Source organism: Arthrobacter sp. 9V (genome assembly GCF_902506065.1).
In the GTDB taxonomy this organism is placed as follows: domain Bacteria; phylum Actinomycetota; class Actinomycetes; order Actinomycetales; family Micrococcaceae; genus Arthrobacter.
The window spans coordinates 2,359,644-2,372,431 of sequence record NZ_LR732912.1 but is presented as its reverse complement, the minus strand read 5'-3'; the positions used below and the strand labels follow the sequence as shown (position 1 = coordinate 2,372,431).

The 12,788-nt window shown below is 61.7% G+C and carries 11 protein-coding genes; 2 read left to right on the top strand and 9 right to left on the bottom strand.

Features of this window, described 5'->3' with window-relative positions:
• Positions 1–17: 17 nt before the first annotated feature.
• Complete coding sequence (locus BACI9J_RS11070; protein ID WP_159734418.1) at positions 18–710, bottom strand: histidine phosphatase family protein; 693 nt, start codon at positions 708–710, stop codon at positions 18–20.
• Positions 711–791: 81 nt separating this feature from the next.
• Here BACI9J_RS11070 and BACI9J_RS11065 point away from each other — a divergent pair, with 81 nt between their 5' ends.
• Positions 792–1,826 carry an AAA family ATPase gene (locus BACI9J_RS11065; protein ID WP_159734417.1) on the top strand — a complete coding sequence of 345 codons (1,035 nt, stop codon included), beginning with the start codon at positions 792–794 and terminating at the stop codon, positions 1,824–1,826.
• 44 nt (positions 1,827–1,870) lie between these two features.
• Here the strand turns inward: BACI9J_RS11065 and BACI9J_RS11060 are convergent, their stop codons facing one another.
• Genes BACI9J_RS11060 through BACI9J_RS11025 form a run of 8 tightly spaced genes read right to left on the bottom strand, consistent with a single transcriptional unit; the run spans position 1,871 to position 11,368 of the window.
• Positions 1,871–2,812, bottom strand: coding sequence for a BadF/BadG/BcrA/BcrD ATPase family protein (locus BACI9J_RS11060; protein WP_159734416.1), 942 nt, complete (start codon positions 2,810–2,812; stop codon positions 1,871–1,873).
• A gap of 14 nt (positions 2,813–2,826) precedes the next feature.
• A complete protein-coding gene (locus BACI9J_RS11055; RefSeq protein WP_159734415.1) occupies positions 2,827–3,279 on the bottom strand; it encodes a glycosyl hydrolase 2 galactose-binding domain-containing protein in 453 nt (150 codons plus the stop codon).
• A 9-nt stretch (positions 3,280–3,288) separates the two neighbouring features.
• Complete coding sequence (locus BACI9J_RS11050) at positions 3,289–5,832, bottom strand: glycoside hydrolase family 2 protein (RefSeq protein WP_159734414.1); 2,544 nt, start codon at positions 5,830–5,832, stop codon at positions 3,289–3,291.
• Between the two features lie 8 nt (positions 5,833–5,840).
• Complete coding sequence (locus BACI9J_RS11045; RefSeq protein ID WP_159734413.1) at positions 5,841–6,755, bottom strand: ABC transporter ATP-binding protein; 915 nt, start codon at positions 6,753–6,755, stop codon at positions 5,841–5,843.
• Positions 6,752–7,669, bottom strand: a complete 918-nt coding sequence (locus tag BACI9J_RS11040) for an ABC transporter ATP-binding protein (protein ID WP_159734412.1) — start codon at positions 7,667–7,669, stop codon at positions 6,752–6,754. Before BACI9J_RS11040 ends, BACI9J_RS11045 begins: the two co-directional genes overlap by 4 nt.
• The gene (locus BACI9J_RS11035) at positions 7,666–8,661 is read right to left on the bottom strand and encodes an ABC transporter permease (RefSeq protein WP_201296561.1); all 996 of its coding nucleotides are present in this window, start codon (positions 8,659–8,661) and stop codon (positions 7,666–7,668) included. Before BACI9J_RS11035 ends, BACI9J_RS11040 begins: the two co-directional genes overlap by 4 nt.
• Before the next feature lie 13 nt (positions 8,662–8,674).
• The gene (locus BACI9J_RS11030; RefSeq protein WP_159734411.1) at positions 8,675–9,664 is read right to left on the bottom strand and encodes an ABC transporter permease; all 990 of its coding nucleotides are present in this window, start codon (positions 9,662–9,664) and stop codon (positions 8,675–8,677) included.
• A gap of 3 nt (positions 9,665–9,667) precedes the next feature.
• Positions 9,668–11,368, bottom strand: coding sequence for an ABC transporter substrate-binding protein (locus BACI9J_RS11025; RefSeq protein ID WP_159734410.1), 1,701 nt, complete (start codon positions 11,366–11,368; stop codon positions 9,668–9,670).
• Positions 11,369–11,516: 148 nt separating this feature from the next.
• On the opposite strand from BACI9J_RS11025, the gene BACI9J_RS11020 reads away from it, so the two are divergent.
• The gene (locus BACI9J_RS11020) at positions 11,517–12,788 is read left to right on the top strand and encodes an ROK family transcriptional regulator (RefSeq protein ID WP_159734409.1); all 1,272 of its coding nucleotides are present in this window, start codon (positions 11,517–11,519) and stop codon (positions 12,786–12,788) included.

Sequence of the window (12,788 nt, the reverse complement as noted above, 5' to 3'; positions counted from 1 at the left end):
TTTTAGGCACATTAGGTTCATGGCGCCTTCTGCCCTGCGCCGCCGCCCACCGGCGCGTCGCCGGCATCCATGCCGTTTGACAGCCAGGAGAGATCGCCCGCATCGGTGTTGGTTGCGTAGACGCTCGGCCGAACGGGCCCGTAGCGCACGATCGAAACGGACGCCGGGCCCACGTTGATCCGCTGGAACAGGTCAAGGTGCATGCCGAGCGCGTCGGCCAGGATGGCCTTGATGACGTCGCCGTGACTGACCGCCACCCACACGGCACCTGGCCCGTGCTCGGCTTCAAAGGCGGCATCGTTGCGGCGAATCGCTGCCACGGACCGGGCCTGCATTGCGGCCATGGATTCACCACCGGGAAACACGACGGCGGATGGTTGCGACTGCACCACCGGCCACAAGTCCTCTGTGGCGAGGTCACTGAGCAAGCGGCCCTGCCATTGGCCGTAATCACACTCGGTGAGATCGGGATCCACCGGGGCATAAGGCGTGGCAGCTTGGCGATCGAGGATGAATTGGGCGGTCTGCAGGCAACGCTCAAGGGGACTGGACACCACCCCTGCCAACGGCACCGCTGCGAGGCGATCCGCTGTAACAGCTGCTTGGTCACGCCCTGTTTGATCAAGGCTGACACCCTGGGCCCGCCCGGCGAGCAGCCCCGTGGCATTGGCTGTGGTGCGTCCGTGCCGGACGAGAATAACTGTGGCCATCCACCCAGCCTAACCACCCGTACGAGGGCAGCGTGACCGGACGTTGTCCCGTGGCGGGAAACCGGGTATTACAGTGGATGTATGGCTGCAAGCCGCAATCCGCTCGACGACCTGCGCGAAACCATTGGCCATCTGGCCAATCAACTCAAGCTGTCCGGTTCGGAGCGCGTAGACGATCTTATGGGCGACGTCATGGGCGCGCGTCCCGGGCCCGCCCGGCCACTGTCCGAGGTGCAGGCCGAGCTCGATGCGTTGGTGGGACTGGGGACCGTGAAGGAACAGGTACGGGCCCTTGTCGCATTACTTCAAGTCCAAGCCCGCCGAAAGGCGCACGGACTGCCGGAGGTTGCAACTTCCCAGCACCTGGTGTTCCTCGGAAACCCCGGGACGGGCAAAACGACGGTGGCACGGCTCTTGGCGGAGATGTACCGGGCTGTGGGTTTGCTGCAGAAGGGACACTTGGTTGAGGTGGACCGTTCGGGCTTGGTGGGGCAGTACGTCGGGGCAACCGCTATCAAGACAGACCGGGTAATCCGACGCGCGTTGGATGGTGTCTTGTTCATCGACGAGGCCTACGCGTTGGCCCCCGAGGACGGCCGAATGGACTTTGGGCCCGAGGCGATCGAGGTCCTGCTCAAGCGGATGGAGGACCATCGCCACCGGCTGGTGGTGATTGTGGCCGGGTACCCGCGGTTAATGGAAGCTTTCCTCCTCTCCAACCCCGGGCTCCGCTCCCGGTTCGCCCGTGAGATCACGTTCCCGGACTACTCGGTTGAGGAACTCCAGACGATTTTCCACCGCATGCTGGCCCAGCATGAGTACACCCTGGAATCTGGCGCGGACCAGATGCTGCGACGAATCCTTGCCGGCCTTCACGCTGGAGAGGATTCCGGTAATGCCCGTTTCGCCCGAACGTTGTTTGAGCAGGCGCTCAACAGGCAGGCCCTCCGGCTCTCGCTCGACGAGGAACAGAGTCTGGACGCACTCGATCGGGAGGCTGTCATGACTCTTACGGGTGACGACCTCGTCGAGGCAGCGTTGGCCTTGGGTGAAGAGCCGGAACCCGAACCGACGCCGGAACCGGAGCGGTCACGCTGGTGGAGCTGGCTGGTCTGAACTCTTCTTGATGGATAACGGTGGCATGGTGGAAGGCGGTTCGGCTAGGACAAGCCATGTAGTGACGCGGAATAGAGCTGTGGATGGAGCGGGTGGTCCGGCGCAAGGACGGCGAGCTGGGCCACACCATCCAAGGGGCCGCCCAAGGGTGTGAGTATTTCCGCATATGGCCACGCGTGTTCGAGTTTGTGCTTGAGCGGTAAGGCAACCCTGGGGTTTGACAGAATCTTTCCCACCCAACTGATCGCGGGTTTGTCCTCCGGACCCCACCCGGTGTTTCTTAGGCTGGTTCCTACGGAGAGGGCAAGCTCGTCAGTGGCATGAGCAACAATCCGGGCCGAGATGTCGTCGTGTTCGGAGAGGTCAATGATGGCTCGGGCGTAGGAAGCAACAAAGGAGATCCGTTCGGGATTGGACTGGATGTCTATGTACGCCGTTTCGACGTCAGGAAAGTCTCGTCGGATGATGTCCAGAATCGCCGTTGGACGCCCGCGGCCGTCGTGTGCCCGCATGGCGGCGTCCAGGCCGGCCCTTCCAATCCAGTACCCGCTTCCGGCGTCACCCATGATGTTCCCCCAGCCGTCCACCCGCGAATATCCGCCGGGTCCGGTAGCGAGGGTCACGACGCCGGTTCCGGCAGCCAGCGCTGCTCCACCGCGCCCGCCGAGGCAACCGAGGTAGCCGGAGATGGAGTCGTGTGCCAGACGGATGGCCGTGACGCCCAGATCTTCGCAGGCTTGCAGTACTCCGCGGGCATCGGCATTGGCCGGCGTCAGGCCGGAAAGCGCTGCAGCAACGTGCACATTCTCCCTTGGTTCATTGGTGAGGACTGAGCGGATGACACGTTCGAGCTGGGGCATGAGCGGTCCGCTGGTGAGGAGAGGAGGAAATTCCCGCTCCAGCTCGGTGCTTGTCCCGGCCAGGAGCCTGGCACGGATGGAAGACTGGCCGCCGTCAATGGCGACGACGGTGGAAGGAGTGATCACAGGAGTTGCTTTCGTCAGCTGATGAAGGGGTCCGTAGCCACCGGCGTGGGTGGAGCGCCCGGAGTGAGCATAATCTTGAGGGTATTGATGCCGTTCAGGAGCAAGGCATCAACGTCGTGGAACGCTGATTCCGGACCAGCGCCAGGCCGCAGGGCATGCCCGTTAATACTTGCCCTGGCAGTTGGGGCAAGGCCGCGGAAGATCAACTTCGTGCGTCCTTCCCCTGACGAACGCCAGGGGAAGTCCACGCTGTATTCCCATCCACACTGCGCCACCCACTCTGCGGAATGAGGCAGTAGACCAAGCGATGTGAGGTCCTGGGTGATGGCTCCCGGCCGCGACGCGGGGATCAATTGGCCCGAAACCCTGCGGGGTGCCGGTCCCTCAACAAGCCGCATGTGCCAGCCGGAGCTGATTGTCCGGTTACTGAAGCCCGTGGTGAGTTCTGCACTAAAGGAATGTGTCATGGTGGTCCTCTATGCGCTTGTTGAAACAGTTGAGGCGAGGGCCTGGGTGGGTACGGCCCGCAGGTCATTGGCCGTCCTGAGTACCACAGGACTGATGAACTCTGCAGGATCCAGGCCTTCGGCGGACGTTATGGTGAAGGTCCACTCCGTGCCTGCAGGCAAGGTGACCAAGGCGTGATCGACACTGGCGGCTGGATCCACCCGGTCAATCTGAAGGGTGATGTCACGGGCCAGCGAGAGCGCCTTCACGGTGACCTCATAACCACCGTCCACGGCCTTGGCTGAAGACTCCAGCGGGTAAGGGCTGAGTCGCAGATCGATGTCTTCCACAAAAGTGTGCACTGCCCGCGCGGGCCCCATACTGACAACAAGGGCTTCAGTGGACAGGTCCTGCGGGGTACGGAGTTCCGGCTTCACCGGCAGGGTGAGAACACTACGGGACGGGACCTCAACCTGTTCTTGGTGGTGGCTCCGGACATCGCCATCAAGGGTCTGCAGGGAGAAAGTAGCCGTTCCGGCCCACGGCTGGTCCGAGTCATTGACCAATGACACCGACAGCTGCCCATCGCGTTCTCCAAGGGAAATGATCCGCGGAGCGTAGGCCAGGCGAAGCGCGTGCCAGAGCGGCTTGGGCCGTTCCTCGGAGTCCACTGCTGCCCACGATGTCACGGGCCAGCAGTCATTGAGCTGCCAGACGATGGAGCCGGCAGTGCGCGGCCACCAGGAGCGGTAGTGCTCAATTGCGTAGCGCACGGCACGGGCCTGGTTGAGCTGTGTAGCCCAGTGCCAGTCCTCGAAGTCAACCGGGATACCAACATGCGGGGCAAGGCCGCGGTCGAGCTTGCCGTTGCCGTCGTCGGCTTTTTGGTGCACCAGGAAGACGGGGTCTTCCTTGGGGCTGACAGCGTCAGCCAGCGGTCCGCCGTCGTTCGCGTGCACAAAGTCGCTTAGCGTCCGCCAGGTTGGCGGACCTTGGAAACCGAATTCCGAACAGAACCTGGGCACTTCGCTTCGGTATTCGGAGTAGTCGATCCTGTTCCAGACTTCCCATTGGTGATGTGTTCCGTGGTCCGGGTTGTTCGGGTGAATGTCCTCCGGCTTCCGCCCGGGGGAGTAGGGGCTGTTATCGCAGTAGGGGCGTGTGGGATCGAGTTCGGCCACAATGGCGCCCAGGAGTTCGTGGGCGTAGCGGTCTCCCCAGCTGGCACCTCCCAGTTCTTCCTTCCAACCCCAGTCCTCGTGTCCCCACACGTTTTCGTTCCCGCCATTCCAGATCACCAGGGAAGGGTGCGGTGCAAGCCGCACTACGTTTTCGCGGGCCTCAGCCTCGATCTCCTCCCAGAGTGGTGACTCCTCCGGGTAGGCGGCGCAGGCGAGCAGGAAGTCCTGCCACACCAGGATTCCGCGCTCATCACAAGCCGAGTAGAAGTCCTCGGTTTCATAGATCCCTCCGCCCCATACACGCAGAAGGTTCATGTTGGCCCCGAGGGCCTGATCCAGCCGGCGATTGATCCGGTCACGGGTGATCCGTGTCAGCAAATGGTCATCCGGAATCCAGTTGGCGCCCTTGACAAAGACTGCCGTGCCGTTGACCAGGAGCGTGAACGCTGTGCCGTTCCCATCCTCGCTGGTGTCCACCTGCACGGTGCGGAAACCAATCCGCCGTTCCCAGGCATCCAGATCCTGGCCGTCGGGTCCTTGCAAGTTGAGTTGCAGGGACGTCAGTGGCTGCTCACCGTAACCTGCAGGCCACCAGAGCGGGGCGTCCGGCACGTCCAGGGTGATGACTGTTGACTGACTGTCAGCGGAGAGGTGAGCTGTAACTGTCTGCCCCAGCACACTGGCCGTCAGCGTGAGTTCGCCCGCCTGGCCCAAGCCCGAGCGTTCAACGGAAACCCGCAGCTCCACGTGTCCCGTGCCGTCCGCGCTGACAGTCACCAAGGGAGTGACGTGGGCGAGGCGCGCCATGGACCACCGCTCAATCCTGGCTTCCTTCCACAGCCCCGCTGTCCTCAGGTCCGGGCCCCAGTCCCATCCGAAGCTGCACGCCATTTTCCTGACGAAGTTGAAGGGAACCGGGTGGTAGGCGCTGGGCCGGTCACCCAGGCTGGATCGGAGTTCCTCCGCGTAGGCAGTTGCTGACCGCAGGGTAACCGCCAGTGTTTGCTGACTACCATCAAGGAGGATGCCGCCAGCGGCCGCGCGGGTGTTGAACCTGTAGGAGCGGTGCATGTTGGCCGTGCGGCCCAGCTCCTGCGTTCCCAGAGCAATGCTGCTGACGGTGTCCAGACCATCGAAGACCAGATCAACGCGCTCCTCAGCGTCCGGTACAGGAAGCGTCAGCGGGAGTTCGTAGCGCCAGTCCACATGGTGCATCCACTGCAGCTTCTTTTCGTTGTCATCCAAGTAGGGATCCGGGATGAGTCCTGCCCGAAGCAGGTCAGTGTGTGCTGAACCAGGCACTTCGGCCGGGATACCTGCCGGAATGTTGGCGGGTACCGGACCTGCGACGGGAGAAACGGTCCAACCTGCGTTCAAGGGCGTGGAGATCATTATGTGTCCTAGCGGTTTTCGAGAGTTGTAAGGTCTGCGCTGATTTCATCCATGTGCACCCACCGTTTGCTGAAGTGGTTGAAGCACACAGTGTTGTCTATGGCGTCACGATCCGGGGGAAGCTCACTGGCGGCCACCTTTCCGAGCCGTTCCGGATCAGGGGCGGCCTGGGCCAGGAGCCGGGTATAGGGGTGTTGCGGGTTGAGGATGACGTCATCCGCCGGCCCGCGCTCCACTATCCGGCCCCGGTACAGGACCAGGATTTCGTCGGAGAAGTGCCGTGCAGTGGCGAGGTCATGGGTGATGTAGAGAACGGCAAGATTGTCCTCCCGCTGCAGCCTGCCCAGCAGATTCAGCACGCCCAAACGGATGGACACATCCAGCATGGAAACCGGCTCATCGGCAATCAGGACTTGGGCACCCGGGGCCAGCGCCCGGGCAATGGCAACGCGCTGACGTTGTCCTCCCGAAAGTTCGTGGGGTCGCTTGGCTGCGATGACCTCCGCAGGCGTCAGATTAACGCGTTCAAGCATTTCCAGAACGCGGTGATGCGTTTCGGCCGCAGTCCGCGTCCTTCCGTGGATTTTCAGGGGGCGGGCAATATGGTGCTCAATGGAATGGAACGGGTTTAATGACGCAAACGGGTCCTGGAACACCATCTGGACGTGCCGGCGGTAAACAGATCCCAGCACGGGCGTCTTGTCATCCAGCTGAACGGAGATAGTGCCGGAGGTAGGTTTCTCCATTCTTGTCAGCAGCTTGGCGATTGTTGACTTACCTGATCCTGATTCGCCCACGAGCGCCACCGTTTTGCCCGGTAGCAAATCGAAGCTGACGCGATCCACCGCCCGCAGGTTCCGCCGTCGGATTCCGTCCCGCAGGGCGTAGTCCTTGGTCAGGTTGGTCACCGAGACAGACGTCATGACTGCTCCTCAAAGTTGTTGTCCCTGTCAAAGTCGGACTCCTCGCCCGAACGGATGAACGCCCCTCTGCCACCGCTGAGGCTGGGAAATGAAGCGAGCAGTTTGCGGGTATAGGGGTGCGATGCGGAACGGTAAAGGGCCTCGGCGGTGTCCAGTTCCACAATTTCGCCGCGAAGCATCACAGCGATGCGGTCGCTGATCTCCAAGAGCAACGGGAGGTCATGAGTGATGAAGATGACGGCAAAGTTCAGTTCTTCCTTCAACCTCACGATTTCCCGGAGTATGTCCCGCTGAACCACTACGTCCAAAGCCGTGGTGGGTTCATCCATGATCATCACCTGTGGTTCCAGCAGCATGGCCATGGCAATCATCACCCGTTGGCGCATTCCACCGGACAACTCATGCGGATATGAACGCAAACGCTTGGGGTCCACGCCCACCAAGGTGAGAACCTCTGCGCACCGGTCCTGGCGCGCCGCCTTCCTAAGGTTTGGCTTGTGCGCCCGCAACGTGTCATCCAGCTGATTTCCAATAGTGCGCACGGGGTTCAGGGCATTCATGGCGCCTTGGAAAACCATGGACAGCTTGGACCACCGGAAACGGCGGAGTGCTTCGTCCTCCAAAGCCAGGAGATCGATGTCCCGGCCATCTCGGTCGTGGAAGGTCACCTGGCCGGACGAAATCCGGGCCGGCGGCTGGTGCAGGCGGTTGATGGCATAGGCCAGGGTGGTTTTCCCGCAGCCGGACTCCCCGGCAAGGCCCAGGATCTCACCACGGCCAAGCTCAAAGTTTGCGTTCTTGACGGCCGGGACAGGATGCTCCGTTTCATACACCACGCTCAAGTCCTTGACCGACAGGACAGGCCCTCGGGATGTCGGGACGGGCGCATGCTCCAGGGAGAGATCTGCGCTCATGATGTGACTGCTTTCTTCTGGATCCTGGCTGCTTGGCGAGCACGTTTGCGAACCAAACGGGCGTTCTTGAGCTTGGGATTGATAATCTCGTCAATGGAAAAGTTGATCAGGGAGAGCCCCATGCCGAACAAGGCGATCATCAGGCCCGGCGGCAGGAACCACCACCATGCGCCCAGAGGCAGGGCGAAACCGTTCTGGGCATAGAACAGCATGGTTCCCAGCGTGGATGAACTGGAAGCCCCCAGACCCAGGAATGACAATCCGGCTTCGCCAAGGATTGCGGCGATCACCGCGAAGACAAACTGGGAGGCCAGGACGGGCAGGAGATTGGGCAGGATTTCGACGGCGATCACACGCCAGGCGCGCTCGCCTGACACCCTGGACGCTGCAACGTAATCCCTGTTCCTTACGGACAGGGTTTGCGCCCGGAGGACACGGGCCGAGGCTGCCCAGCTTGTTAATGCCAGCACCACGGCAATGGTCCATAACCCCCGGCTTTCGCGGGGGACAAACCCGGAGATGACGATCACCAGTGGAAGCCCGGGGATCACCAGGAACACGTTGGAGAGCAACGAGAAGACTTCATCGGCGAATCCGCCGATGTACGCGCCATAAATGCCGAAGAAGGCTGACAAGACCGTGGCAAGGACGCCCACGAGGAACCCGATCTGGAGTGATCCGCGGGTAGCGTGGGCAAGCTGGGCGAGGACGTCCTGGCCGGTTTGGGTGGTGCCCAGCCAGTGTTCGGCAGAGGGGCCGCTGAGCCCCACATTGCTGATGGCGGCAGGGTCGCCCACCAAGAGCGGACCTATGGCTCCGAACACGATGATGGACCCGATCAGTAGGAGACCGGTGATCAGCCAAGGGGTGGGGGTGGGGAGCATGAGGCGCCAAGCCGGCTTGGGGCGCTGGCCACGGCCCCGAGAAATGGTGGCCGGATCTTCCGTGGGATTGGCCGGAGAATGTCCAGTCATGGATTGAATGTTGGTCATGTGAATCTGCTCCTTAGCCCCTGGCCCGCGTGCGGGGATCGACCAGGCTGTAGAGGAGGTCGACCAGGAGGTTCGCTGCCAGGACAGCGATGGTGATGTAGAGGAACACGCCTTGCATGAGTGCGTAATCGTTGTTGGTTACTGCCGCCAACAACCGGGATCCGATCCCGGGGTAGGAAAAGACCTGTTCAGTGACCACGGAGCCGGAGACGACGAACCCCAGTGAGATGGCAAATCCGGCTACGGACGGAAGCACTGCGTTGCGGGCAGCGTAGTTACGGAGGATCCACCGATCCGGAAGTCCTTTGGCCCGGGCCGTCAGGACGTAGTCTTCGGACAATGTGGAGACCATCATGTTGCGCATCCCCAGCAGCCATCCACCGAGGGACGCGATGACGATGGTGAGCGCCGGAAGGATGGCGTGTTCTATTGCTGACAGGATGAAGGGTCCGTTGAAGCCGGGGTCCAGGACCACGTTGTAGCCACCTTGTCCCGGAAACAGTCCCAGTCCACGGGACAGGATGTACACCAAAACCAGTGCCAGCCAGAAGTACGGAACAGCTGCAAGGAGAGTGGTTGCCGGAACCAGTGAGTCCAACCACGTGCCAGGCCTCCAGCCAACCAAGGCTCCGAGCAGGATTCCCAGGAGGGCCGCGATGATGGTGGATACGCCCACCAGGATCACGGTCCAGGGCATCGATGCTCCGATCACATCGGTAACCTTGGCCGGGAAGTAACTGATGGATACGCCGAGGTCACCTTGGAAGATGTTGACCAAGTAGGTCCAGTACTGCACCAGGATGGGCTGGGTGTCGTCGCCGCCCAGGAGGATGGCATAGGACTTTCGGGTTTCTTCGGTGATGCTGCCTCCCCGCTGTTGAAGCTTTGCCAGCAGGATGTCCACGGGGTTGCCGGGCAGCAACCGGGGGATGATGAAGTTCAGGGTCAGTGCCGCCCACAGTGCAGCGGCGTAGAAGCCCAGTTTTCGGATGACGTAATTCACGTTTTAGCCTTCGGCAGGCTTGAGGGACTTGAAGACCTGCGCCGCGTCCAAGCGGGACCACACGGCAGGGAACGCGTACATGTTGTCCTCGCTGGGCCAGCCACTGAACTTGGCCTTGTTCCAGATGCTGGTGGTGCCGCCCGTGACAACCGGGATGTAGGGCATGTCCTCAACGATGGCTGACTGGATGACGTCGAACTGCTGCTGCCTTTCCGCCTTGTTGTCGAAGGGGAGATTCTTGACTGTCTCCAGGGCCGCGTCAACGGTGGGGTTCGAGTAGCGCGAGTAGTTGGTTCCTGCCGACTGCCCCACAGGGGCCGAAGTGGCGGAGGAGAAGAAGTAGTTGTAAACGTAGTACGGATCCGCGGCCGGCCCCTGGTAGAGGGAGTCGATGGCCAACTGGAACTTGCCCTTGGTGCGCTTGTCAGTCCATTCGTTCCAGGAAGACTGTGAAGCCTGAACGTCGATGCCTGCCGCCTTGGCCTGCTCTGAAATGGTTTGAATCGCCGTGATGTAGTCGGTCCAGCCCGTCACCACTTCAACTGTCAGGGTCAGCTTCCGGCCGTCCTTGGCATAGATTCCGTCGCTGCCCTTGGCCCAACCGGCGCTCTCCAAGGTCTTTTGAGCGGAGGAGGCATCTGCCGTTTCGGGCGCGACGGCGGGTTTGACCGCCGTCGAGATCCATTCGGACTGCGTGTCTGTCAGGGCGAAGGACGGCGAAATGGGGGAGGCCGTGTCTTCGTAGGCAAGTTTGTTGAGCTGGGTTCGGTCAATGGCCAGATACAGGGCCTTGCGGACGGCAGGATCCGTCTGCGGCCCCGAGCAGCCCAGCTGGACGTTTGCGCAGGCGGCAAGGACCTGCTGGCTCTGGGCCACTGTCTGCTTTTCATACTTGGGGAAGTTCTTGGACACGTTTTGAATGTCCGGAACAGGACCCGTCTGCCAGTCGATGGTGCCCGAGGCAATGGCGTCGGCGCCGGCGGTGTTGCCCGACAAGGCAATGTACCGGACGTTCTTGACCGCGGGTTCGCCGCCCCAGTAGGTGGGGTTGGCTTTGAGGGTGAATGCTTGCGGCTTGAAATCGGCCAGTTGGTAGGCGCCGGTTCCCACAGGCTTTTCCACGACGTCGGTTTCAGGGTTGATCTTGGACCAGATGTGTTCGGGGACGATCACGGCCTGGGTGAGGATGTCCGGTCCTGTGACGAAGGCCGGAGTGTCCCAAACGAACGTGATGTGATTCTGGTCCACCACGTTCACGGTGCCCTTGAAGCCCAGGCTGTTCAGGGCCGGATGCTGCTTGAGGAGATTGAACGTGAAGGCTACGTCATCTGCTGTGAAAGCTTCGCCGTCGCTCCACTTCACGCCCTCCCTAAGTGTCACGGACAACTGCGTTCCGGCCGCGTTCCACGCGAATTCCGTCCCCAGCAGGGGCTCGGGCTTGGCATCTGCCGAGGCCTTGTTCTGGTAGAAGAGCGGTTCGAAGATCGCGCCCGGCCCGGCAACCTGCGAGGGGGAGAAGGGGTTGAAGTTGATTTGGTAATCGCCGGCCTGGCCGGTGTAGGCGATCAGCGTTGAGTCGTTTGCCGCAGAGTTTCCGCCGCCTGAGCAACCACTGAGGAGGAGGCCCAGTGCCGTTGCGCCGACGGCCAAAGCGAGGGTGCTGCGCCGGAAGCTGACAGCCCGGTTTCGAGAGGTGAGGAGCATCTCTGGTCCCTTTCATCTAGCCGGACCGCTGTGACCGGCTGGGGTTTTGTGTGCCGTGGATCACGGCCTATGAAAAAGTTAGGTGATTAAATTAAGTGAGTCAAGTTATTATGGAACTGAACCTCTGACCCGAGTGAAATGGAAAAGGATGACCACCATCAGCACGCATCCACCGCCGGCGCCAACAACGAAGGCCCGGCTTTTGGACATCATGCGCACCCGCGGAACTGTGAGCAGGGTTGAATTGGTTGGAGCTGCCGGCCTCACGCCGGGAACCATCACCAATGTGATCCGGGAACTGCTCGACGACGGTCTGGTGCAGGAAGCCGGGCAGGCGCGCTCAACCGGCGGGCAACCCCGGCGTCTCCTCCGTCTCCGTGCACAGGCCCACTACGCGGTGGGAGTCCAGATGGACCGATGCACCAGCTCCGTGGTGCTGGCGGACTTCACCGGGCGCTTGGTGGCACAGAAAACCTTGCAAGGCTCGGGTAGCCATGCCCCCGGGGAAATGCTGGAGATTCTCGCGTCCCGCATTCACCACCTGCTGGAGGCCGAGAAAGTGCCGTTCGAGAGCGTTCTTGGAATCAGCCTGGTGACGCACGGACCACAAAACCGTGTGGACGGAACTCTCCTTGCACCCCGGCCCACTCTCCAGTGGTACGGCTTTCCGCTGGTTTCCACACTTTCCAGGCTGACCGGATTGCCGGTCATCCTCGAAAACGACGCCACGGCCGCGGCCATGGGCGAGCAGTGGCTGGGGGACGTCTCCGCAGAATCTTTTGGGGTGATCTACATGGCGAGCGGATTGGGCGGCGGAGCCGTCGTGAACAGGGAGGTTTACCGCGGCGGAGGCTCCAACACGGTTGAACTCGGACACATAACCCTGGATGTATCCGGCCCGCCGTGCGAATGCGGCAACAGGGGCTGCGTGGAAAACCTTTGCGGTACAGCTGCAGTGGTAGCCCGCGCAGTCCGGGATCTTCCCCTTCGCCGGCGGTTGGGACTCAAGGACAATCCAGCGGAAACGCTCAATGATTTCAACCGGATCTCCTCAGCAGCAGTGGAAGGTGACCTTGCCGCCCGCCACCTTTTGGAGGACGCAGCACGCGGTCTCGGGCAGGCCGCCGTGACCTTGGTGAACCTTTTCGATCTCAGCACCGTGGTGTTGGCAGGGCCCGCGTTCTCTACAGCGGGAACGCTGTTGAGGGACCACATCTCAGCGACGGTTAATGCCGCCGCATTCAATCGTGAACTGCAACCCATCAGCGTTGTCCTGTCCTCGCACGGTTCGCTCGCAGCAGCAATCGGAGGGTCTTTACAGGTTCTTCGCACCGCCAGCGACGCCAAAGAGCGCAGGACAGCGCCGCCGTCGTTCCTCACACGTCGTACCCCGCCCCAATTTGCCAGCCTCAAACCCTGA